The organism is Paenibacillus polysaccharolyticus, assembly GCF_023714295.1.
Lineage (GTDB): Bacteria > Bacillota > Bacilli > Paenibacillales > Paenibacillaceae > Paenibacillus > Paenibacillus polysaccharolyticus_A.
This window is the reverse complement of the sequence record NZ_JAMAUN010000006.1, coordinates 62,271-83,773: the sequence shown is the minus strand read 5'-3', so window position 1 is coordinate 83,773 and position 21,503 is coordinate 62,271. Positions and strand designations below refer to the sequence as shown.

Below are 21,503 nucleotides of genomic sequence, written 5' to 3'. Positions count from 1 at the left end.
ATGTTGCCTGTGATTATATCTGTACTAGGCATTATTATTTTTAATACGTCTAATTTTCTACTCAAAAGCATAGTTGCTCTTGCTGAAAAATTTTATAGTACGGGATATACATTCGGAGAATTTTTAGATCGAATTTTTTAATCCAACTCAAAAGAGGGTATGACCCAATGTATTCATCTGGGCAAAGTTGTAAATAGGTATGTCGAAGATTTATACTCAAATATATACACATGTTTAGCCTGATTAAGCTCTAATCATGTTTACCAATGAATGTATTTAATCACGGAGAGGATGTAGAAGCGGAATGCGAGAACTTCAGGTTCAAACGAAATATGGTACGGTTCAAGGCGAGCTTTTACACGGTGCAAGTGTATGGAAGGGTATTCCGTATGCGAAGCCGCCAGTGGGAGAGCTGCGTTACCGAGCTCCGGTACAGCCCGAGTCATGGGAAGGAATCAGACAGGCGACCGAATTCGGGCCTGAGAATATACAACCGCGTCATGATTCAGAGTGGATGGGCGGGCAGAAGCCGCCAGAGTCGGAAGACAGTCTGTATCTGAACATCTGGGCACCCGAAAAAGAAAGCAGTCAGCCCCTTCCCGTTATGGTCTGGATTCACGGGGGATCGTTCGTAACCGGATCAGGCAGTCTGCCTGTATATGATGGCACACAGCTGGCTGTTCGCGGCGACGTCATCGTGGTGACGATTAACTATCGTCTTGGGCCGCTAGGATTCCTGCATATGGCTCCGCTGGGTGATTCCTACGTATCCAATGCAGGCCTGCTGGATCAGGTAGCTGCGCTGCAATGGGTGAAAGATAACATTACTGCCTTCGGCGGTGATCCGGATCAGGTTACGGTGTTCGGCGAATCGGCAGGTAGTATGAGTATTGCCGCATTAATGGCGATGCCAGCAGCCAAAGGGCTGTTCCAACGTGCCATCATGGAGAGTGGTGCTTCGCAGCTCATGCCGTCTGAGCAAGCTTCGGCTTTGCGTGAGGGCATGTTGAAGGTGCTTGGTATAGATCGAGACAACCTGGCTAAGCTGAACAGCATTCCGGTAGAGCAGATTATGGCGGCAGCAGAAACGGTGAAGCAGCAGAGCGGAGCAGGCATGGCCTTGTTGTTCCAACCTGTGCTCGATGGTGAGACTTTGCCTCAAATACCGCTTCAGGCTGTTCGTGAGGGCTTCGCACAGGATGTATCTGTACTTATCGGCACAACACTGCATGAGGGATCGTTATTTATTCAGCCGGATGTACCATTCTCGAACGAAATTGATATGGTGCAGGGTGTCGACTTCATGACGCCGGATCTGGAGAATCGCGCTGCTATCGCGGATAGTTATCCGAAGACAGCGGATGGACAAGCTCAAGTCATGACCGATATGTTCTTCTGGCGATCAGCACTACAGTATGCATCTGCACAGCAGAAGCATGCCCCGGTGTGGATGTACCGTTTTGACTGGGTAATGCCAGAGCATCCCCTTCTGAAAAGAGCGATCCACAGCATTGAGATGTTCTTTGTGTTTAACACGCTGGATGCACTGAAATTCATGAAGGCTGTGCCGGATGAAGCGGCTAAAGCGCTTGCTCTCAAGGTACAGGATGCCTGGATTTCTTTTGCGAAGAATGGTAAACCGGAGACAGCGGGAATCGAATGGCCTGAATATCGTGAGGAACGGGCGACCCTCATTTTCAACCATGAGATTGAAGTTGTTCATGATCCAGAGGCTTCTAAACGCGAACTGCTTGGGGTTAAGTAAGGCACCCTTGATTTCACAAGTCTGATGTTATGCAGAGAGTTCAACAATTTTACAGATTTCAGTAACAAATTTCGATATCAGATTCGGTATCTGAAAAATACAAAGGCGGCCTCATGGATTAACCATGAGATGCCGCCTTTTTGGCTAGGTAATCGTCTCAGTTAGAGAGAGAACATTTATTTATTATTTACGCGAGGCTCGCGTACGAGAGACTTCGTCGAAGTAGAAGGAACGTTTTCCACCCGAGAAAATTACAAGCAACACATGGATGAACAGAATGATATACACGAGGAAGTACACCATGCTGACACCAAGGGAGATCCAAACGAGATAAGGCTGAATGACATCTTCCTGATAGTTAGGGTATGCATATTTACTTACCAGTTGAATCATCGTTACCAGAAGCCACGGAGCATAGATGGCAATAAATCGTTTCAATAGCGTTGAAAGCGTCGGAGTACCCGTTTGACGATCGACATATCGGAACCGGAGAACGGCAGAGCCCGGTGTAACTCCGTTGCGAACCCATGGGATAAAGAACAGAACAATAACCATCGCCGTGGACGTGTTTATTACATCCTGGATATCATTGGTTAAGGTGAAGATTGACATGAGATTGGCGATAATCACCACCACAATACCATCAATGAGTAGTGCGAGCAGCTGTGGCACAGGATAGACGCGGTTTTGCTCCACGATTTGCTCACGCTTAGCCTGAATACTCTCACGTGACGGGAACAAGGCCAACACTAGCGGGGCTGCGAAAAATCCAATCACTGCACCGGAGGTGTTCAACATCAGATCATCCACATCGAACAGTCGGTAAGGACAACTGAAATATCCGTATAACCCGGTGAGTTGGGTGACTTCGAAAAATAAGGAAAGCCCGAAACCAGCCACCAAGGCGTGTTTCCAGAATGATCTCTTTTGCCAGAAATACCGGATGTATACCCCCAGTGGCATGAGCAGTAATACATTGAACAGCACTTGCAGGAAAGCTCGGCCCTTAATCATGTTGATCCACGTAGAGGGTTGAGACCAGATGATGGGTGTTTCCCTCATAATGTCTTTCACAAACATAAAGGGTTGAAGGTTGTAATAAACCGCATTCGCTGCGTGGCCAGCACAGTTATTTCGAGTCGCGGGAAGCGGCAGAATCACAAGGCAGTAAGCAGCCATGAGGAAGAAAATAAAAGAAAAGCTGACGGCAAACCGGGACCAGCTAAAAAAGCCGTCTTTGCGATAACCATAGATTAACCAAGGTACCAGCAGGAACATGGAGGCGATAACAAAGATGATAAACGCGGTCTGAATGGGGAAAACATAGGATGACATAAGCAGAAACTCCTTTGGCATGGAAATATAAGCAGAGGACAATGTCCGTTAGGTTTATAAAATGATTTCGTTACACGGTTTGGATAGTTATATATTAAGCGGATTTCCTTAAAGCAAGGGTAGAATCAAGTTTAAATTTGGTTTAAATCCGGTGTAGGTGGAACCTTCCATATAAGTTAAACCGTGTTGCAGTGATCCATCGTATGGAACAAACGGCCCAAATCCCGTATACTTGCATGTAAGCCAATTTTAGAATGGAGAGTATAATACATATGTCTACTTTGCCTAATTGTCCGAAATGTAATTCGGAATATACGTACGAGGACGGAATTTTGCTCGTTTGCCCGGAATGTGCACATGAATGGTCTTTGGAAGCAGATCAAGGGGATGCCGAGGAGTCCAAAGTTGTGCGTGATGCCAATGGAAATGTACTGAATGATGGGGATACCGTTACGGTCATTAAAGACCTCAAGGTGAAAGGCAGCTCACTCGTCGTGAAACAAGGAACCAAAGTGAAGAACATCCGTCTGATCGATGGAGATCACGATATTGATTGCAAGATCGATAGCTTGGGCGCGATGAAGTTGAAGTCCGAATTTGTGAAAAAAATCTAGACCGGCGTTCAGTGGCGGCACTGTACGTGAGTTTAAATATACTTGTCTTCATTCATGAAGAACGTTCATTTCTGCATTGCTGTGGAAGTGAACGTTCTTTTTTGGCTGTGAAGAGAAGCAGAGAAGCATTAGGGTAAATCCCAATTTAGAGTTGACAGTAAATATTTAGGAGAACTATACTTGGTAAAATTAAAATAACAAACGCAATGATCAGGAGTATTAAGGTATATGGCGTGGTTCAGAGAACTGTCAATTCGGTGAGAGACAGTCCAGCCTGTCCCCAACTCACCTGTGAGCGGCAGGATCGAATGCGTTCCACGTAGATTCTGACGGGTAACCTACGTCATCAGGTCATGAGATGTTATGGAGGGATAGGTTGGTATAATCCTGTCTATGAACAAAAAGAGTGGTACCGCGAAGGTCAGACCTGTCGCCTCTTAGCTGAGGCGGCAGGTCTTTTTGATGTTCTGTCAAGCTTAATTCCAGAGAAAAGGGCAGGTGCACAAGAGATGGATAGAGATCGAGAGCGCATTATTCAATATTATTCCGATTTTGATGAGTGGGGCAGGCTGGAGCGTGAACCCATTGAATTCATCATTAACATGCATTATATTCGCGAACATCTTCCGCCAAGCGGTCTGATTCTGGATAACGGTGCAGGGCCGGGGAAATATGCGATGGAACTCGCCAAACGGGGATACCAGGTTACGTTATCGGATCTTACACCTTCATCCGTAGAACAAGCACGAGAAAAGGCCGAGGCGTTTGGGCTGACACAGCAGTTTGAGGGATTTCATGTATTGGATGCGACTCATCTGAACGGGATTGCCGTTGAAACCTATGATGCGGCGCTTATGCTGGGGCCGCTCTATCATCTGCAACAGGAAGAAGCGCGGAAGGCGGCAGTGCGTGAACTTTATCGGGTAACAAAGCGGGGAGGCGTTGTATTTGTGGCGGTACAGACCCGGATGCGGATGAGTATCAACTCACTGCAATCGCCGAATCATTGGAGGCCCAATGATAGGATGGATGCGATCCGGTCTTTTGTAGAAAGAGGCACATTTGATCATCAGGATCAGGGCCGCTTTACGGGAGCATACTATTTTCATGTGCAGGATGTTGTGCCGTTCATGGAACAGCACGACTTCGAGACTGTCCAGCTGATTGGTTCCTCCAGCCTTAAAGCAATGATCACGGATGAGCAGCAGCAATATTGGAGGGAACGCGGTGAAGAGCAGAAACTGCTTCAATACTTGATTGAGGCGGCCAAAGACCCTTCCATTCTGGGAATCTCGTCCCATCTGTTGTATATCGGAAGGAAGTTGTAGAAGAAAAAATACCCTCTGGAAACAGGGGGTACTTGTGTTTTTGCTCAAAATAGTCCAATATAAAGGTAAATAACAAAAGGTGACCTACTTACAATAGGTTAGATGGGCGACGGATCGCTTCATACACAAGGAGGAACATACTATGGAAATCGGAATCAGTACATTTGTAGAAACAAATCCAGATGTAAATACAGGAGAAGTGATTAGCCACGCACAGCGTATTCGTGATGTGGTGGAAGAGATTGTTTTGGCAGATCAAGTGGGTCTGGATGTATATGGCGTAGGGGAGCATCATCGTTCGGACTATGCAGCATCGTCTCCGGCGGTCATTCTGGCAGCAGCAGCTTCGCAGACGAAAAATATTCGTTTGACCAGTGCGGTAACGGTGTTGTCGTCGGATGATCCAGTACGTGTGTTTCAAGACTTTGCAACGTTGGACGGCATTTCGAATGGACGTGCAGAGATTATGGCTGGACGTGGCTCATTTATTGAGTCATTCCCGTTGTTCGGTTATGATCTGAGCGACTATGATGAATTGTTTGACGAGAAATTGGATTTGCTTTTGAAACTGACGGAGTCGGAAAAAGTAACCTGGTCCGGCAAGCATCGCCCTTCCTTCAACAACCTAGGCATCTATCCGCGTCCAGTGCAGGAGAAGCTTCCGGTCTGGATTGGCAGCGGCGGTAATCAGGAATCGGTTGTCCGTGCAGGTCTGCTCGGATTGCCGCTGGTGCTTGCCATTATCGGTGGTCGTCCAAAACAATTCGCACCTCTGGTGGAGCTGTACAAAAAAGCAGCCGCACATGCTGGACACGACGCTTCCAAGTTAACCGTTGCTTCCCACTCTCACGGCTTTGTTGCCGATACAACCGATGATGCAGTAGAGAAGTTTTTCCTCCCTGCACAAGCAGTAATGAACCAGCTGGGACGTGAACGTGGATGGGGACATTACGGGCGTGAAACATTTGATGCGGCACGTAGTCTAGAAGGTGCGCTGTACGTAGGAGATGTGGACACTGTCGCTGAGAAAATCATCTATCTGCGCAAAGAGGTTGGCATCACCCGTTTCATGTTGCATACACCACTGGGTACACAGCCGCATGATGAGGTTATGCACGCGATCGAACTACTGGGCAAAGAAGTAGCGCCGAAAGTTCGTGAGGAAATTGCACGCTGGGAAGCAGAGAATCAAGAGGCGCGCTAAGCCGGCTGTAGTTGATCTCAATTGATCTATTCATGTACACCGAAATAGAGTAGCAAAAGAAAGGGAGCATGTCCTAGGCGTATAACGCCAACGGATAGGCTCCTTTTACGTTTAATTTTAACCGTTTCTACATACGCACATCCTGTGTTTATCCATTCGCAGATTTGTTCACAAGAGAGTCTATAACCATGGATAACGTATGATCATATAGGGTTTTGGCAGCTTCTTCATTTTCAATATGTCCACCCAGGTACAGATGAATCACACCGTGTAAGGGAGCCCAGATCATGCGCACCGCAAGCAGGGGATCTTGTACCTGAATCATTCCTTGTTCAATCGCTACCTCGACTAACGAAGACACTTGCTTTAGTGCGGTCGCTGTTCCCTGCAACGTCTCTCCGTCCGGTTTGAATTCGGAAAATGAACCTCCAAACATCAGCTGATAGAAGCTGGATTGAGAAATGCCGAAGTCCCAGTAGACGTAGGCCAGATCACGAAAATATTGTTTGAATGATTCCTGCCGGGGTATAGCTTCGAAACGCTGGGCCATAACAGAGCATCCCTCTAAATATAGATGTTTGGCTAACCCTTCTTTCTTCCCAAAAAGGTTATATATGATCTTGGTAGAGCATTCCATGCGTTCAGCTACGCGGCGTACCGTGACGGCTTCGGGTCCATGTTCCTGTAATAAAGCAGCAGCAGCATGGACAACATTTTGCCGCAGATTATCCGAGTGTTGGAGCCTGGCTTCCTGTAAGGTTGTTACCGTATGTGTAGATTCAGCGGAACCTGAATGTATATCCTTCATTGATTTCATCCTCATAACCGTATTGTTGTTCAACAGAAAAGATGACGTTTCCTTTCTTATGGTCATTCTACTGTTTTACGCCAGATCACGTCAATTTAATCGGAGGTTTGAAAGTGAGAACAACATCCTGAAGTCAAATTTAACAGATCGAATTTGACAGGAGCCTGAATAATGGTTACGATGATTCTGTAAAGAAACAGTGTTACCTATAAGAAACACGTGTTCAAAATCAGTGTAGAGGACGGATGAGAAGTGATAAAACAACAACGTCAGTGGGCACTTATTACAGGGGCTTCCTCAGGAATAGGTGAAGTTTTTGCACTCGAAATGGCTTCCAAGGGTATCCATGTTGTGCTGGTGGCAAGAACAGAGTCCAAACTGGAACAGTTGGCAGAACGTATAAAACGTACATATAAGGTAAGTGCTGAAGTGATTGTTTCGGATCTCTCCGAACTAGACGCGCCACAGAAGGTATATGAGGAATGCCAGAATCGTGGAATAGAGATCGATATGTTGATCAATAATGCTGGATTCGCTACTCATGGGTTATTTGAACAACTGCAAGGTTCCCGGCAACAGGATGAGATCATGTTGAACGTATTGGCTTTGACAAACATGACGCATCTTTTCTTGCCAGGCATGTTGCGGAAGGAAAATGGCACGGTTATTAATGTGTCTTCGACGGCGGCCTTTCAACCTGATCCATATATGGCGGTATACGGGGCGACAAAGGCGTTTGTACTTTCTTTTACAGAGGCGTTATATGAAGAAAACAAGAAGCGTGGTGTTCAATTTTTGGCGCTATGCCCGGGTTCAACCGAGACGTCGTTCTTTCAGGTAGTTGGCGCTAATGAAGCCTCCGTGGGCAAACGAGATACACCTGAGCATGTCGTGGCAGTGGCTATGAGGGCACTGGAAAAAGGCAAGCCTTATGCTGTACCAGGGGCCCGGAATTACTGGACAGCACAGTTCTCCCGCCTCATGCCACGCAAGTCCATGTTACGAATTGTAGGAAGCATGTTAAGACCACGTTACAAAGGTGGCAAAGCTGAAAAACGACAAGCCTGAATTACAGGGACTGATATACACTTGATAGTGGCTGGAAGCTAAGCGCATTCGTTAATGCTGTTCAATGATTTTAAGGATGCGCTGCCTAGTCTTCCTTTGACTCGTACTTTTCCCGATGCTCCTTCATCATTTTCACGTAGTCGGGATCTTTCTTCGCTACCTCCCATTGCGCTTTGAAAATGGCTGCTGCTTCCGCCTTCACTGGGTCGTTCTGGTAAGGTAAGATCGAGCCATCCTTCTTCGAATATTTTCGACCGCCTTTATGATTCGTATATCGTCTCGCGCGCGTATAACCCATCTGCAAAAACTTGCGAGCCATATCCATGCCAATGAAATCGCCCTTCTTCTTATACTCCAAAAATAGTTCATAGATCTTCGCTGATGACTCTGTCGCAATCTCAGGTGTTTTGAACCGCCAGTGCGGCAGAATCTCACTTTTGTAGGGCTCCACCATAAGCACCCCTTGCTCGCCCCGGCCAACGGTATATAATTCAGGCTGCTTCCGCAGATCGAGTTCCTCGTAATTAAGGCCGTAGTCAAATTTTTTCATCTGGGTATCCTCCTAGGATAAAGGTTCGTTTATGCTCCATCTCAGAATCATAAGGTGACGTAATTGTGCCCTTTTTCCTTTTTACCCCGATTCTGATGTAACATGCACGGTTAATGGGGAACAATAGAAGGAAATGTCAGGAGGGATAACGCGATGGGTATGTCGGGCAGATTTGTGGTCGTAACGGATGAAATGGTGAATTCCATTCGGTCTGGAGAGATTAGTGTGCATGACTGTCAGGTCGATCTGGATATCGATATAACGTGGCAGATGTTGCAGTTTACGTTGAATGGTACCCTGGTGGATGGAGAACCCCCGCTAGGATACGTTGTGCCGCTTGCTAGTCAGCAGTATCTTGGGAACTATTCGGATATGGACCTGTTTTTAATTAATAACAAGCAGGTTCTTGAAGCGTATATGGCCTTGGAGCAGCTTACTCCTGAGGATGTGAGGACGCGTTTCAGCTTGGACAAGATGCTTGCTGAAGGGGTATATCCCGTAATGGAAGGCTGGGACAGCGAAGAAATTTTCCAGGAGATCATACAGACCATTGATATGATTCAGGCTTTGTTTCAAGTCACCGTAGAGAACGGCAATGGGATTATCTTTTATGTGTTCTAAAAGGCTAGTTGTCGCAAAAATCAACGCATCATGTTTGATACATGTGCTATCCGGTTATTGATACAAACAAGGCAGTGCCTTGATGATATTCCGCTGAAGAGAGGGAGAGCGATTATGACACAAAATCAGAACGAAGAGAACAAAGCGATTCAAGACGATGAACCGGATCAATTCGAGACCCCTGCAACACCGGCAGATGAAGTGAAAGATGAAGAGTCTGCGGAAGATCAGGAACAGGAATAGTCTGAAAATATTACATGAAACAGCATGTTTTCACGCGCATGTTATGACATATGAGTGATAGAAGAACCAATAGGCCGGACGTGTTCCGGCCTATTTGGCCTATTTTTAACCGTATCCGTTTACATTGTTTCCAAGTGCCCTCATAATATGGAATGAACCATATTTTGCTAAGGGGGAGATCCCAATAATGAGTCGTAAGTTATCCCAATGGATGGCAGTACCGCTTGTCCTGTTACTAGTTATTCTTACAGGTTGTCAGGCCGTGGGCGGAGTTGATGTTGGCCAAGCCACGATCAATAACACCAATGTAAAATCCGGTGAGACTAAACAATCCATGCATATTAACATAGAACCGGATAAACAATTCGCAACCGATGAAGACCTCGAAATGATCAAGCGGATTAACTCTATTTCACTGAACATTGAACATGCCAAGATGAAGGACAAGAATACGGCATCGGTCAAAGGATCGGTGAGCATCGAAGGAACGAAACTACCTTTCCATCTATCTATGGACAAGTCGGGCATGACCATCGATGTCGATGGTGCGCAGAAACCGGTTTACATATCTCTGGGTACACTTGGGGGAGCAGAGACGATGCTTCTTCCTATAGATACAAAAGAGCTGGAGAAACAGATGCAGGAGCTTTCTCCAAAGGTATTAACATTTGTCATGAAACATCTGTCCAATACGAAAAACATATCCGTTACTTCTGTTCAGGAAGCCGTAAATGGTGAAACATTGTCTCTGAACAAGCTGCATATGGAGATTAACGGTGAAGAGTTACTTGCTATGGTTAAGCCGTTCCTGGCGAGTATTTCCAAGGATGAGCAAGGTCTCAAGCAGTTGATTGGAGACCTGTATGATGTACTGTACCCTGTCTTCGAAAGCTATATGGGCTTGGAAGGTACGGAAGGTGTGGAAGAGGACGAAATGACAACTATCGTACCAAAATCGAAGGAAGAAGCAGTCACATCCATATATGACATGATCAAAGAAGGTCTGGACAGTATTTTGGTAAACTATGATCAGGAACTAAACAACCTACTGGAAGATACACCGGAGCTGAAAACAGTATTTGGTCCGGAAACCAAATTGAACATGGACTTCTTCATCGACAGCAAGCTGGATATTCGTAAACAAAAGATGCTGTTGAAGGTGGCCGTACCTGCATCAGAAGACTTGCCAGTGCGTGCCGTAACTGTCACTGCAGACAGTGAGCTATGGAATATCGGCGGTGCAGTTACTGTGGATGAAGTAGATGCTTCCCGTGGTGTGATGGAGCTGGCCGAAGGGGAAGTTACACCGGGTCAGGTGCTCCGTAATTTTGATCCAAATTCTTTCGTTTATCAACTCCTGAAAAATGAGATGAAGATTACAACCAAAAGCATCTTCCTCTACCCGGAAGACGAAGAGTTTGGTGCAATTACCGTCAAAAATACAACCTTTGTACCGGTTCGGTATCTGTCCGAGCAATTGGATGCTGAAGTGAAATGGACGAAAGGTTCGAAACAGATCGTTGTCATTGACGACATCACTGGTAACGAGATCGTACTGACGGTAGATTCTCCGAAAGCAACCGTAGCGGGGCAAGAAGTTACGATGGTGGAATCCGCCTTTGTGGGCAAAAACGGCAAGACTTACGTGCCGCTGCGCTTCATGGCCGAATCGCTTGGAGCCACAGTGGACAAAGAGCAAGATACTGGCTGGATTTTTATTGACCGTCCATAATATAATTTGTTTAGCTGAAAATGATGTGTGAACTGGAAGGGGATTTCAGAGAATGCCAGATTTCTCGTAATGTTGTAGAAAAGAACAAGGCGCAAAAATTCCGTTAGACCAACACGGGATACGTCTGTCCTTTTTGACCCATTACGAGGAGCTTCGGCGTTTGATCTGAAAGGATGAAACGATACGGGAGTACCTCTATTGGAGGTGCTCCTTTTTGTCGTGTCATCGCAAAATAATCCCTAAGAGGTGTTTTATATGAATCATGGATTTTCGATTGTTGCTAATTCAGTGATGTTACGTCCCTTTAACTTGCAAGACCAGGCCACTCTGGCTGCCTTAACTCAACAGCCTGAAATTACGGACCTGTTACCCGATTGGCAGATGACAGAAGAGCAACTAAGTGAGTTTTTACAGTTCGTTGTGGGTAATTATGAGCAGTTTGATCCGCAAGATGTGCGGGTTATGCTTGCGGTAATTCATCAGGAGAGTCGGGAATTGATCGGTTGGTGTGGTGTGTTTCCCAACGATATGCTTGATCCGTCTGATCGTGAGATAGCTTACGCCATCTCACGTGATCACCGCAACAAAGGTTATATCACAGAAGCGGTTGGGGCGTTGATAGCGTATCTATTCGAACATACATCGTTAAACGGGATTGTAGGCATCGTGAAGACGAACAACCAAGCTTCTCGTAGAGTGCTGGAGCATACATGCTTCCAGTATGTGAATCGGAGACGCCTGTCTGACGGGGAGGTCTATGATTATTTTGAACTTCACAGCACGAATTCCGATGGGGAAGCTTCTAGCCAGATTATATCCAAATCATTATCGATAAACCTGCGCCGAGCAGAACACGAAGATGCCGTTGTGCTGACGGCAATCTGTACACGTGCTTTTGATCATGCCATGCACGTCTGGGCTAACGGAGAGAAGAAATTGGATAGCAATCTTTGTCCTCCGGGATATAACGCTGTTCGTCTCCATGAATATGTGATTCGCGAGTGGGACTATTATGTGGTGGAAGCAGATGGCTGTGCCATTGGTGGCGTGAGCATAAATGTGCTTGGATATGGAATCGCAAGGTTGGACAAAATCTATATCGACCCTGTCTGCCAGGGGTGCGGTGTAGGCTCACAAGCGATCAGACAGATTGAGACCGTGTTCCCGCATATCCTGCGCTGGAGGCTGGAGACTTCTGGTCGGCAGACGAGTAATCATCATTTTTACGAAAAGCTCGGTTATGTTCGTATATATGCCTCCGATGCAGAGTACGGTTATGAGAAGAAGATCGATGCCGAGGGCAGGCAGCATAATCGAGAGAAAGAACGTGAACATGTTCAAGCCAATTTGGATTCGATGTGGTACAGCTCCAGTACAATGAGGAACAGCCGTATCACTGATTGTGATCTGAGCGAAGCAAATTAACGAACCTGAATATGCCGGAAATGCTGTTGGCAGATTTACGTTTAACAAATACCAAGTTTGAATTTTGTGCGCTGGACGGAGTTCAGTTTCAGGATACACATCTTGGTGCCGACCGTGTACCAATGCAGTGGAAGCATTGTGACCTGAGGGGCAGTCATTTTGTCGATTGTGATCTGTCAGGTGTTGAGCTTGAGGCATGCCAGGTGAAGGGAATGAAGATCAATGGAGTTCCCGTTGCGAAATTGGTAGAGGCATATGAGTTGATGAATCAACGTTAATTCGCAATCTGAAACGGGTACTGAAGTATGGATGATCTAAAAATCATTAGGAGGTCTATACCATGACAGAACGGTTCGCAAACAAAGTTGTCTTAATTACAGGTGGTGGCTCCGGGCTTGGAAGAGCGGCTGCAGTAGAAGTTGCGCGGGAGGGAGCCAAGCTATCCCTGGTGGATGTTAACATGAAGGCACTGGAGGAAACCAAGCGGTTAATTTCGGAAGAAGTGAACGGAGCTGAGTTCCTATTAATCGAGGGAGACGTGGCCGATGAAGAAGCGGTTAAGAAATATGTTCGGGACACCGTGGACAAGTTCGGACGCATCGATGCTTTTTTCAACAACGCGGGCATTGAGGGCAAGCAGAACTTGATCGAAAACTATGAAACTGAAATGTTCAACAAGGTAATCGACATTAATCTAAAAGGCGTATTTTATGGCTTGAAACATGTGCTGCCTGTGATGAAAAAGCAAGGCGAGGGCTTTATCGTCAACACCTCCTCCGTCGGTGGTATTCGCGCTGTGCCTAATCAGATCGCTTATGGGGCAAGTAAACATGCCGTTGCAGGCATGACCAAGGATGCTGCGATTGAATATGCAGAGCACGGTATTAGCATCAATGCAGTAGCTCCGGGAGCCATTTTGACAGATATGGTGATCGGTTCATTCAAACAGATTAACCCGAATGACTGGCAGTCGGCGTCTAAAGAGTTTGTAAAGGACAACCCTGCCAAACGTCTGGGTGATCCCAAGGAAGTCGGACGCCTGGTCGCATTCCTGTTGTCTGGTGAATCCCCCTTTATCAACGGAGCCATCATTCCGATTGACGGTGCGCAATCTGCCAAGTACTAATCAGTCAGATAAGAAAGTAAAAACACAATAAGCCCTTCCGAGCCACATTAGTGCTTGGCAGGGCATACTTTGTTGTTTAGATTTCATCGAATGACATCCTGAGATATATATGCGATAAATTTACGGTAATCGCGCCTGGCCGTCCGCATTGCATTCAATTGTGTTGCAGCAGCTGTGGATTTTTACTGAATCCGGTGCTGCCAGCCGTATAACCCATCCTCTGATAAAATGCATGCGCGGCTTCACGATCTGCACGATTGCCGCTGTTTAGCGATAGAGAGTCCACCTGCTGCTCGGCTGCCCACTGCTCAGCTGCGAGTAGAAGCTGACGGCCGATACCGGAGCCGCGGTAATGCTCATGAACAACCAGTGCCATGATGCGGCAATGTCTGCCGTTCTTTTCATATGAATAGGATGTCTGCATGCCAATCAGTCCCACTACACGTCCGCGTACTTCGGCTACCAACGTTGTAAAATTGGCATCAGCAGCGATATGAGCGTATCTTTCCTGCATCTCGGCGTAGGTTGTGGGGTATCCCAGTTGATCCATGAGAATAACCATGTCCTGTACATCCTGATTGGTGCTATGCCGAATATTTACATCTAGACTCATACACGCGACAACTCCCCGGAACGTTCTTTGAGAGACAGATCAATGATGGTGTCGAGCAACTTGGCAAAAGAAATCCCGGCAGCGGCTGCGCTTTTGGGCAGCAGACTGTTCCGGGTAAGCCCCGGTAAGGTGTTAACCTCCAGCACATAAGGCACACCTTCCCGAATCAGCATATCAACCCTGGCGTAGACACTGCATTTGAGAACGTTGTAACAGGTTAACGCTGCGGCTTCTACACGCTGATGCAGTTCTGAAGGAAGCTGCACGACCTGCTCATCCGCACCGTTATCATCATATTTAGCTGCATAATCAAAAAAAGCAGCATTGGCACGAATAGAGATCACGGGTAGCATTTTGCCATCTACAATAGCGCAGGTAATCTCTTCGCCCTCGATGTATTGCTCGATCATTACATTGTCATCCCAGGCAAGAGCAGCTTCTACCGCCGCAGGCAGGGCTGATAGCTCATGGGCGATCTGTGTGCCAATGCTGGAGCCGCCTGAGTTGGGTTTGACGACGACTGGATACGTCAAGTGCTGGACAGCCACAGAGGACAAGTCTTGCATGCTGTTAACTTGGAGCCAATCTCCTGTAAGTACTCCGGCTTGCCGCATGAGCTGTTTGGACATGTCCTTATCCATGCATACACTGCTTGCAAGCACGCCGCAACCCGTGTAGGGAATGCCAAGTGATTCAAGCGTGCCTTGGACCGTACCGTCTTCCCCGTATTTTCCGTGCAGGGCAAGCAAGGCGACATCGATTCCGTCCGATTTGTCGATCAAATCCCGTTTGGAATTCAGCTCAATCGGTACGACCTCGTATTTGTTTTTGTTCAAATTCGCAATCATCTCCTGCCCGGTGAGCAGAGATATATTCCGTTCTGAAGATGTACCGCCCATAATAACGCCGACTCTCATGTGAATATCCTCCTTAATGTTATTAAATCAATTCATCATGCTTGCAACCGTCTCCCCGATGATACGGATGCCTTTGCGGATGTTCTCGTCACTGACTCTGGAGAATCCAAGCCGCATGGTGTGAAGCCCTTGACCGGGTTCCAGATAAAAGGTGTCTCCAGGAGTAAAGGTTACCCCTTTTGCCTTACAGGCGGTCAGCAACTCTCTTGTTCGCACCTCCGGTGGAAACTGCACGAACAGATGCAGGCCGCCTGCTCCGGATATTTGACACATCGGCAGATGGCGTTTTAGACATTGCACGGCGAGTTCGTATTTTCGCTTGTACTCTGTACGAGCCCGTTTCAAGTATTTTTCAAAATTACCGTTGCTCAAATATTGATATAACAGGGACTGATCCAGAGTAGACGTATGGATACTGCGAGCCCGCTTCATGCTTTCCAGATAATCGATCAATGCGGCATCCGCGATAATCCATCCCACACGTAGCCCGGGGAACAAAACTTTTGAGAAGCTGCCGAGATAGATAAGACCATTACCCTTACCCATGCTGGCGATCAAGGGTGAGACATGAGAGCCGGAATAGCGAAGCTCTTCGTTGAACCCATCCTCAATGATTGGAACCTGATAGTCGTTCATTAAACGTATAATTTCAGTCCGTTTTGCGGGTGAAGTCACGATTCCGGTCGGATTGTGATACGAGGGCACAAGATATGCCAGATCATATGCACTTCCAGATAGTTCTTGCTCTAGCTGCTTCAGATCAAGGCCATCCGGTTCCATATGGATACCAATTAGCTGAAATTGGTGTAATTTCAGGTTTTTGATCGCCGTGTGATGTGTAGGATTCTCACAGAGCGCTTTGCCGCTCTTCTTGCGCAAAGCCCCAAGCACCAGGTCAAATCCCTCCGTAAACCCGTTCGTAATCAAAATATCCTTACCCTTAAGGTCGACCCCTTTGTTTTCCATATAGTGCAGCAAATAATTCATAAGCGGTTTGTATCCTTGCGCGTAGCCGTAATTGAGCAGAACTTCACCTTCAAGTGACATGCGATCCAGGAAGGCCCGTTTCACGTTTTGAAGATCAAATAATTTCTCATCCGGCGCAATACTGGTAAACGAGATTTCACCGCGCTCGGCTCCTGAGCCATGTTTCATCAGATCATATTGCTCAGCCTGAATCGCATAATCGCTTACCTCTGCCGTCCAGTCTAGTTGCCAATGTAATGCATGGGTGTGCTGCGTTTCAATAAGTGTGCTGACGTAATTACCCTTACCTTTGAGCGCATAGATCAACCCTTCCTCTTCAAGCTCTGCGTAGGCGAGCAGAATGGTGCTACGGCTTACCTTCATCAGCGAGCTCAGCTCACGGGTGGAAGGTAGCTTCTGATTGGGTTGCAAACCGCCTTTTAACATTAGCCGCTTCAAATAATCTTTGACTTGTATATATACAGGGCGGTCCTCTGTCAATTGCAGATCGGAATACATCCCATCACTCCCTCTATTGGTATCTTGCCATATTATAAACCCAGCAGAAAGAACCACGATACCTCTGTTTCGTAGCTAAGGTGGCCTGAGTTGTACGCACAACGTGAAAAAGCCCTGGCTCATCTGCCGGGCTGGGGGTGAAGCCTGTTCAATTCTAAGAGTTCGATACTATCCTGTACTGGCTACATCTACATGTTCTGACTAGTCTCTAGAAATACTTGTTTGTATAATTCTACGTGAATCTACCATCTATGCTTTATGCGATCTATATCATTCTAATTCTAGATGATAAACTTGTTGCTGTAATAAAAAGAAGTCTTTAAAGGCTAATTATTGCCATTCATTGCTTGCTGCAATTGGTTTTCGTATAGACGGTGAATCTACAATCTACTACAAAGCTACGGTTCTTACTAACTGTCCTCTTCTCGTGTACACGTTACCGAATTCAGTATGAAAAAGATAAAACATGTTAGGCCCTATAAGACGAGCGTGGATACAAAGACATATGTCTTAGTGCCCAAATTCTTCCTCATACCCCTATAGTACCACTTTGAATCAGGGAAGTTAACCTTTTTTTTGAAATATTTGTCGCAAAAGCGAAAATTCCGTGAATTGTACTTCTTATAACTCGAAATGGTGTCGGATTATGATATGTGTTAGGATGTATTTCTATAGAATATAGAGGAAGTGAAATGGATGATTCAGATTACCGTTCCAACACCAGATGTGACCATTACTAAACAGGAAAATCCGCAGTTAAGCCATATTTACGGATTCACTGATTTCCACCTGATTACACGGGAACAAGGTGGGATTTTCATGTTTTATAATGCTGCTGACGAGTTGTTATTTGTCGGGAAAGCACGAAAATTAAGACCGCGAATCAAAAAGCATTTTGAAGATACGGTATCCCCAATGAAGAATCACCGTGAGGAAGTCACGAAGATTGAAGTTTGCTTGGTAGAAGATCCGATGGATCGTGAAATTTACGAGACTTATATCATCAACACGATGCGGGCGAAGTATAATGTAGACAAGGTGCTGTATAAATAAGTAGGAAAATGATTTAAGTTGCAGGAGTAAGTAAGCTTCAAATTCATACAGGACATATGTCCTGGTTTTTTGTGAAAGGTGGACGGGATGTGATCGATGGATTGCATCCCCATTCCCTTTATAAATATAGTTCTACGTAGCAAGTATAGAAGCTGAAAAGTTCACTTTTCAAGGAAGTGGCACTAGGCATAGGTTCTACAGATGTACCCAATACATAAGAAGAGGTGATTGTGTTGATCGGTCGTAGCGGTAACCCCACACTGAAGGACAGCACATTTGAGAACAGAGGATATGGAGAGGATCGATACCAGAATTACATGACGATTAATGGAACGGTGAACAAAGCGTTCATCACGTTGATCATCTTACTGGGCAGTGCATTTGCAACCTGGATGATGTTTTTTAAGGGACAAGAAGTGATGCCGCTTGCCTACGGTGGATTAATTGTGGGTTTCATTTTGGCGCTCATTATTTCGTTTAAACCGGTGGTATCTCCTTATCTTGTACCGATCTATGCGGTAGCAGAGGGGATGTTCTTGGGTGCACTTTCGGCAAGTTATGAGTCTTTGTACAACGGAATTACGTTGCAAGCGGCCTTGCTGACTATGGCGTTGTTTGTTGCACTGTTAATGGCTTATAAAACGCGGTTAATCAAAGCAACAGAGAACTTTAAGCTAGGCGTGGTGGCTGCAACGGGTGGCATCATGATCATGTATTTGCTTAGCTTTATACTCGGTCTGTTCGGTATCACGGTTCCATATCTGCATGAAAATAGTCTGATTGGTATTGGCATCTCGGTTGTGATTGTCATTGTTGCTGCGCTTAATCTGGTGCTGGATTTCGATTTTATTGAAGGTGGTGCGGAGCATGGGGCACCAAAATATATGGAGTGGTACGGTGCTTTCGGATTGATGGTCACGTTGGTATGGTTGTACATTGAAATCCTTCGTCTGCTCAGCAAACTGCGGAGCCGGGACTAGAAGCACTGCTCAGCAGTGAGCCGAGCTATAAGATTGTATCTGGTTTGATTGTGTTGTGTTGGTAACTTAAAGGGCTGCGTCAGGTCAATACAATAGACCTGAGCAGCCCTCTTTGAGTTGTTCGGCTTGCGGGCGGTTATTACCTACCGTGGAGAAAGCTGGACCGAAGAGGACATCAAGAGCCCAATTGTTGAACTTTGGTTTGCTCCGCAGGAGCGTTTACATATAGGAGATACTGTGATTGGCTATGCTCCAACTGCTCATCGGTTACATGAGATACATCATGAAGTGAATATGGAGGTAGGTAGTCTGCTCCAACATAACGTGCCAGTGCCTCCAGAGGCCTTAATAGCTCTTCAATCGTGAAGCGGTTGGTTCCGGCTGACTGATAAGATTCAGCTGTACCAAAAGTCGAAACGGCTGCGCCTATCTGTTTTCCTTGCAGCTTGCCCCCGTCAGGCCCATAGGCAAATCCGGCTTGAAGCACGGTGTCGAACCACCACTTCAGAAGTGGCGGGCTACTATACCAATACAACGGGAATTGGAAGATGATGCGTTCATGCTGCTCCAGTAGCAACTGTTCATGGCTTTCATTGATCGTTCCTTTGGGGTACTGGCGGTATAAGTCGTGCACGGTAATATGATCATGCTGCTGTAATTCTTGTACCCAAGCCTGATTAATCCGTGATGAGGCCAGATCGGGATGAGCGACAATAATCAACGTTTTCATATTTTTCTCTCCATTCTGCGGAAGGTGTGTTTACCCTTACATCATAGTCAATCGACTTTATAAAAGTAAGTACGCACTTTTTAGTTCAATACTTACAAAGTAGAAAGTAAGCTGAAAAAGGCAGCCCCGCATGTTCATCATGCACAAGGCTGCCTTTTTGGATGTACGCTTGCGGGGGAGACTAGGGATGGTCTAGCTATCCGCCGATAAAGGAACGGAGATTTGAACAGGGGACTCCTGAGGGAGCTCTGTTGCGAACTGACTGCCCCACTGCTGTAAAAGACGGATGGCTGGCGTTAATTGTTCACCCAGTTCCGTTAAAGCATATTCTACTTTGGGCGGCACGACAGGATAGACCTTGCGGTTAACAATTCCTGCCTGTTCAAGCTCACGAAGTTGTTCAGCAAGCATCTTGTGGTTAATCCCGTCGATGAGCTTCTTCAATTCCCCGTATCGCTTTGTGCCATCCATTAATTTGCATATAATAGTTGTTTTCCATTTTCCAGAGAAGAGAGAGACTGAAAGCTCGATTGGACACTGGTACTGCTTGCCATTGAATTCATATTGAATAGCAGACATTCTCTAACGACACTTCCCTTCCGGTAAGTTTTGCACTAAAAAGTGTGTACTTATCTTTTGTAAGTATATTTTGTATGATTAGCGTTGTAAATAGAGATTATGGAGGTGGAAAGATGCGCAGAACGTTATTGGTTTATTTGGTTTCTCTGGCAGCGTTTTTTGGTCCATTCACTCAAACCCTCTACTCGCCGTTGTTACCGGAATTGGCAAAGAAGCTTCAAGCCTCTCAAGACGCTGTTAACTTATCAATCTCCATTTATCCGATATTTTTTGCTTGTATGCAGCTCGTTTACGGTCCGTTACTGGATCGATATGGAAGGCGTAAAATGTTATTGATCGGATTTATGTTCTATGTATGTGCCACGATTGGTGTAGCGCTATCTGATACGGTCACACAATTAATTATATTTCGGGCGCTGCAGGCTATGGGAGTTGCCGTTGGTTCGGTAGCAGCCATTACCATCATCGGAGATTTGTTTGAAGGGCAGAAACGGGGACGATCTATGGGGATCTATCAAATGTTGGTAGCACTCGGGCCTGGTCTGGGGCCAGTCGTGGGTGGTATTGTAGGACAACATTACGGCGTGGATCATTTATTTTGGCTTCTGTTTGCTGTGAGTTTATCGTTTTGGCTCATTTTGTTTTTGGGTTTGCCAGAGACATGGACGCTCCGTGTTAATGGGGGACAATTTCGGCTTCAGCAGATGACCGCGGTACTAACTCACCGCATCGGACTGGCGATTGTTGTACTAGGTTCTGTACAGTATGCAGTCTTCTATACGTTACTTGTGCTGCTTCCGAATATTTTGATCGAGGGATATGACCTGACGCCAAGCGGCATCGGGTGGCTGTTTATGCCTATATCGGTCTGTATCGTCATCGGAAGCATGATTGGCGGACGTCTGCAGGAGTATTTCAAAGCTAAAAAGTTGCTGTTGTTGTTAGCGGCACTTAATATGATGTCCATACTGTTGTTCGTAGTAACAGCGTCACTGTCGATTTCCACACTGGCGATAAGTTTAGCCATATTTGGTTTGACTCTTGGATTATCGCTCCCCGTCCAGATCACGATATTGGCCGATGAAATGCCAAATCATCGGGCAAGTGCAACGGGAGTTTACAACTTTTTCCGCTATGTCTGGATGACAATTGGGCCCATGGCAGGCACGTTTTTTTATCGCTTTGGCTACAAGATTGAATTTCTAGTTTTCGTTCTCATTTTTATCGCTGTCCTTTTCTTTATGTGTTCTCGGTTCTTTGGGACGACTAAAGGGTCACGTTCTATGGGGGCTTAACGGTTCAAGTTGAAGCAGAAGGACGAGTAATG

At 46.1% G+C, this 21,503-nt stretch carries 22 protein-coding genes; 14 read left to right on the top strand and 8 right to left on the bottom strand.

All coding sequences use genetic code 11. The annotated features are described in order from the left end of the window. Nucleotides 1-304: 304 nt before the first annotated feature. Nucleotides 305-1,765 (top strand): carboxylesterase/lipase family protein, encoded by a 1,461-nt coding sequence (locus M3629_RS15990; protein WP_251508241.1) that lies wholly within the window; start codon nt 305-307, stop codon nt 1,763-1,765. Nucleotides 1,766-1,948: 183 nt separating this feature from the next. On the opposite strand, the gene M3629_RS15985 is transcribed toward M3629_RS15990, so the two are convergent. After that, complete coding sequence (locus M3629_RS15985) at nt 1,949-3,100, bottom strand: VanZ family protein (protein WP_251508239.1); 1,152 nt, start codon at nt 3,098-3,100, stop codon at nt 1,949-1,951. Between the two features lie 272 nt (nt 3,101-3,372). Here M3629_RS15985 and M3629_RS15980 point away from each other — a divergent pair, with 272 nt between their 5' ends. The 3 genes from M3629_RS15980 to M3629_RS15970 all read left to right on the top strand — a co-directional run bounded on the left by M3629_RS15980 (nt 3,373) and on the right by M3629_RS15970 (nt 6,246). Continuing rightward, the gene (locus M3629_RS15980; RefSeq protein ID WP_251508237.1) at nt 3,373-3,714 is read left to right on the top strand and encodes a zinc ribbon domain-containing protein YjdM; all 342 of its coding nucleotides are present in this window, start codon (nt 3,373-3,375) and stop codon (nt 3,712-3,714) included. A 509-nt stretch (nt 3,715-4,223) separates the two neighbouring features. Further along, on the top strand, nt 4,224-5,042 hold the full coding sequence (locus M3629_RS15975; protein WP_251508235.1) for a class I SAM-dependent methyltransferase: 819 nt from the start codon (nt 4,224-4,226) through the stop codon (nt 5,040-5,042). Between the two features lie 142 nt (nt 5,043-5,184). Beyond that, nucleotides 5,185-6,246 carry an LLM class flavin-dependent oxidoreductase gene (locus M3629_RS15970; RefSeq protein WP_251508234.1) on the top strand — a complete coding sequence of 354 codons (1,062 nt, stop codon included), beginning with the start codon at nt 5,185-5,187 and terminating at the stop codon, nt 6,244-6,246. 148 nt (nt 6,247-6,394) lie between these two features. On the opposite strand, the gene M3629_RS15965 is transcribed toward M3629_RS15970, so the two are convergent. Then, entirely contained in the window at nt 6,395-7,054 is a 660-nt protein-coding gene (locus M3629_RS15965; protein WP_251508232.1) for a TetR/AcrR family transcriptional regulator, read from the bottom strand. Between the two features lie 252 nt (nt 7,055-7,306). Here M3629_RS15965 and M3629_RS15960 point away from each other — a divergent pair, with 252 nt between their 5' ends. After that, nucleotides 7,307-8,122, top strand: a complete 816-nt coding sequence (locus tag M3629_RS15960; RefSeq protein ID WP_251508230.1) for an SDR family NAD(P)-dependent oxidoreductase — start codon at nt 7,307-7,309, stop codon at nt 8,120-8,122. Nucleotides 8,123-8,207: 85 nt separating this feature from the next. On the opposite strand, the gene M3629_RS15955 is transcribed toward M3629_RS15960, so the two are convergent. After that, on the bottom strand, nt 8,208-8,672 hold the full coding sequence (locus M3629_RS15955; protein WP_251508228.1) for a DUF4385 domain-containing protein: 465 nt from the start codon (nt 8,670-8,672) through the stop codon (nt 8,208-8,210). A 153-nt stretch (nt 8,673-8,825) separates the two neighbouring features. Between M3629_RS15955 and M3629_RS15950 the strand changes: the two genes are divergently transcribed. The 6 genes from M3629_RS15950 to M3629_RS15930 all read left to right on the top strand — a co-directional run bounded on the left by M3629_RS15950 (nt 8,826) and on the right by M3629_RS15930 (nt 13,819). Then, the gene (locus M3629_RS15950) at nt 8,826-9,293 is read left to right on the top strand and encodes a DUF1877 family protein (protein WP_251508226.1); all 468 of its coding nucleotides are present in this window, start codon (nt 8,826-8,828) and stop codon (nt 9,291-9,293) included. A 114-nt stretch (nt 9,294-9,407) separates the two neighbouring features. Then, the gene (locus tag M3629_RS28420) at nt 9,408-9,536 is read left to right on the top strand and encodes a hypothetical protein (RefSeq protein ID WP_285888871.1); all 129 of its coding nucleotides are present in this window, start codon (nt 9,408-9,410) and stop codon (nt 9,534-9,536) included. A 187-nt stretch (nt 9,537-9,723) separates the two neighbouring features. Next, nucleotides 9,724-11,268: a copper amine oxidase N-terminal domain-containing protein gene (locus M3629_RS15945; RefSeq protein ID WP_251508224.1), complete on the top strand. Its 1,545-nt coding sequence runs from the start codon at nt 9,724-9,726 to the stop codon at nt 11,266-11,268. A 255-nt stretch (nt 11,269-11,523) separates the two neighbouring features. After that, nucleotides 11,524-12,693, top strand: coding sequence for a GNAT family N-acetyltransferase (locus tag M3629_RS15940; RefSeq protein ID WP_251508222.1), 1,170 nt, complete (start codon nt 11,524-11,526; stop codon nt 12,691-12,693). A gap of 26 nt (nt 12,694-12,719) precedes the next feature. Beyond that, nucleotides 12,720-12,971, top strand: a complete 252-nt coding sequence (locus tag M3629_RS15935) for a pentapeptide repeat-containing protein (protein WP_251508219.1) — start codon at nt 12,720-12,722, stop codon at nt 12,969-12,971. Nucleotides 12,972-13,033: 62 nt separating this feature from the next. Further along, nucleotides 13,034-13,819, top strand: a complete 786-nt coding sequence (locus M3629_RS15930; RefSeq protein ID WP_251508217.1) for a glucose 1-dehydrogenase — start codon at nt 13,034-13,036, stop codon at nt 13,817-13,819. Nucleotides 13,820-13,973: 154 nt separating this feature from the next. Here the strand turns inward: M3629_RS15930 and M3629_RS15925 are convergent, their stop codons facing one another. Genes M3629_RS15925 through M3629_RS15915 form a run of 3 tightly spaced genes read right to left on the bottom strand, consistent with a single transcriptional unit; the run spans nt 13,974 to nt 16,834 of the window. Beyond that, nucleotides 13,974-14,432, bottom strand: coding sequence for a GNAT family N-acetyltransferase (locus tag M3629_RS15925; RefSeq protein ID WP_251508215.1), 459 nt, complete (start codon nt 14,430-14,432; stop codon nt 13,974-13,976). Then, nucleotides 14,429-15,349, bottom strand: coding sequence for a D-alanine--D-alanine ligase (locus tag M3629_RS15920; protein ID WP_251508213.1), 921 nt, complete (start codon nt 15,347-15,349; stop codon nt 14,429-14,431). The genes M3629_RS15925 and M3629_RS15920 overlap by 4 nt, the downstream gene beginning before the upstream one ends. A 27-nt stretch (nt 15,350-15,376) precedes the next feature. After that, entirely contained in the window at nt 15,377-16,834 is a 1,458-nt protein-coding gene (locus tag M3629_RS15915; RefSeq protein WP_251508211.1) for a PLP-dependent aminotransferase family protein, read from the bottom strand. A gap of 696 nt (nt 16,835-17,530) precedes the next feature. Here M3629_RS15915 and M3629_RS15910 point away from each other — a divergent pair. After that, on the top strand, nt 17,531-17,887 hold the full coding sequence (locus M3629_RS15910) for a nucleotide excision repair endonuclease (RefSeq protein ID WP_251508209.1): 357 nt from the start codon (nt 17,531-17,533) through the stop codon (nt 17,885-17,887). 233 nt (nt 17,888-18,120) lie between these two features. Further along, the gene (locus M3629_RS15905) at nt 18,121-18,867 is read left to right on the top strand and encodes a Bax inhibitor-1/YccA family protein (protein ID WP_251508608.1); all 747 of its coding nucleotides are present in this window, start codon (nt 18,121-18,123) and stop codon (nt 18,865-18,867) included. A gap of 175 nt (nt 18,868-19,042) precedes the next feature. Here the strand turns inward: M3629_RS15905 and M3629_RS15900 are convergent, their stop codons facing one another. Next, on the bottom strand, nt 19,043-19,597 hold the full coding sequence (locus M3629_RS15900; protein ID WP_251508207.1) for an NAD(P)H-dependent oxidoreductase: 555 nt from the start codon (nt 19,595-19,597) through the stop codon (nt 19,043-19,045). A gap of 192 nt (nt 19,598-19,789) precedes the next feature. Beyond that, the gene (locus M3629_RS15895) at nt 19,790-20,176 is read right to left on the bottom strand and encodes a winged helix-turn-helix transcriptional regulator (protein WP_251508206.1); all 387 of its coding nucleotides are present in this window, start codon (nt 20,174-20,176) and stop codon (nt 19,790-19,792) included. Nucleotides 20,177-20,289: 113 nt separating this feature from the next. Here M3629_RS15895 and M3629_RS15890 point away from each other — a divergent pair, with 113 nt between their 5' ends. Continuing rightward, the gene (locus tag M3629_RS15890) at nt 20,290-21,471 is read left to right on the top strand and encodes an MFS transporter (protein ID WP_251508204.1); all 1,182 of its coding nucleotides are present in this window, start codon (nt 20,290-20,292) and stop codon (nt 21,469-21,471) included. The last annotated feature ends 32 nt before the right edge of the window (nt 21,472-21,503 follow it).

Coding starts and splice junctions, on each gene's coding strand:
- M3629_RS15930 (WP_251508217.1), top strand. CDS start 13,034: ATGACAGAACGGTTCGCAAACAAAGTTGTCTTAATTACAGGTGGTGGC.
- M3629_RS15900 (WP_251508207.1), bottom strand. CDS start 19,597: ATGAAAACGTTGATTATTGTCGCTCATCCCGATCTGGCCTCATCACGG.
- M3629_RS15955 (WP_251508228.1), bottom strand. CDS start 8,672: ATGAAAAAATTTGACTACGGCCTTAATTACGAGGAACTCGATCTGCGG.
- M3629_RS15975 (WP_251508235.1), top strand. CDS start 4,224: ATGGATAGAGATCGAGAGCGCATTATTCAATATTATTCCGATTTTGAT.
- M3629_RS15985 (WP_251508239.1), bottom strand. CDS start 3,100: ATGTCATCCTATGTTTTCCCCATTCAGACCGCGTTTATCATCTTTGTT.
- M3629_RS15950 (WP_251508226.1), top strand. CDS start 8,826: ATGGGTATGTCGGGCAGATTTGTGGTCGTAACGGATGAAATGGTGAAT.
- M3629_RS15920 (WP_251508213.1), bottom strand. CDS start 15,349: ATGAGAGTCGGCGTTATTATGGGCGGTACATCTTCAGAACGGAATATA.
- M3629_RS15925 (WP_251508215.1), bottom strand. CDS start 14,432: ATGAGTCTAGATGTAAATATTCGGCATAGCACCAATCAGGATGTACAG.
- M3629_RS15945 (WP_251508224.1), top strand. CDS start 9,724: ATGAGTCGTAAGTTATCCCAATGGATGGCAGTACCGCTTGTCCTGTTA.
- M3629_RS15890 (WP_251508204.1), top strand. CDS start 20,290: ATGCGCAGAACGTTATTGGTTTATTTGGTTTCTCTGGCAGCGTTTTTT.
- M3629_RS28420 (WP_285888871.1), top strand. CDS start 9,408: ATGACACAAAATCAGAACGAAGAGAACAAAGCGATTCAAGACGATGAA.
- M3629_RS15910 (WP_251508209.1), top strand. CDS start 17,531: ATGATTCAGATTACCGTTCCAACACCAGATGTGACCATTACTAAACAG.
- M3629_RS15990 (WP_251508241.1), top strand. CDS start 305: ATGCGAGAACTTCAGGTTCAAACGAAATATGGTACGGTTCAAGGCGAG.
- M3629_RS15895 (WP_251508206.1), bottom strand. CDS start 20,176: ATGTCTGCTATTCAATATGAATTCAATGGCAAGCAGTACCAGTGTCCA.
- M3629_RS15965 (WP_251508232.1), bottom strand. CDS start 7,054: ATGAAGGATATACATTCAGGTTCCGCTGAATCTACACATACGGTAACA.
- M3629_RS15940 (WP_251508222.1), top strand. CDS start 11,524: ATGAATCATGGATTTTCGATTGTTGCTAATTCAGTGATGTTACGTCCC.
- M3629_RS15980 (WP_251508237.1), top strand. CDS start 3,373: ATGTCTACTTTGCCTAATTGTCCGAAATGTAATTCGGAATATACGTAC.
- M3629_RS15970 (WP_251508234.1), top strand. CDS start 5,185: ATGGAAATCGGAATCAGTACATTTGTAGAAACAAATCCAGATGTAAAT.
- M3629_RS15915 (WP_251508211.1), bottom strand. CDS start 16,834: ATGTATTCCGATCTGCAATTGACAGAGGACCGCCCTGTATATATACAA.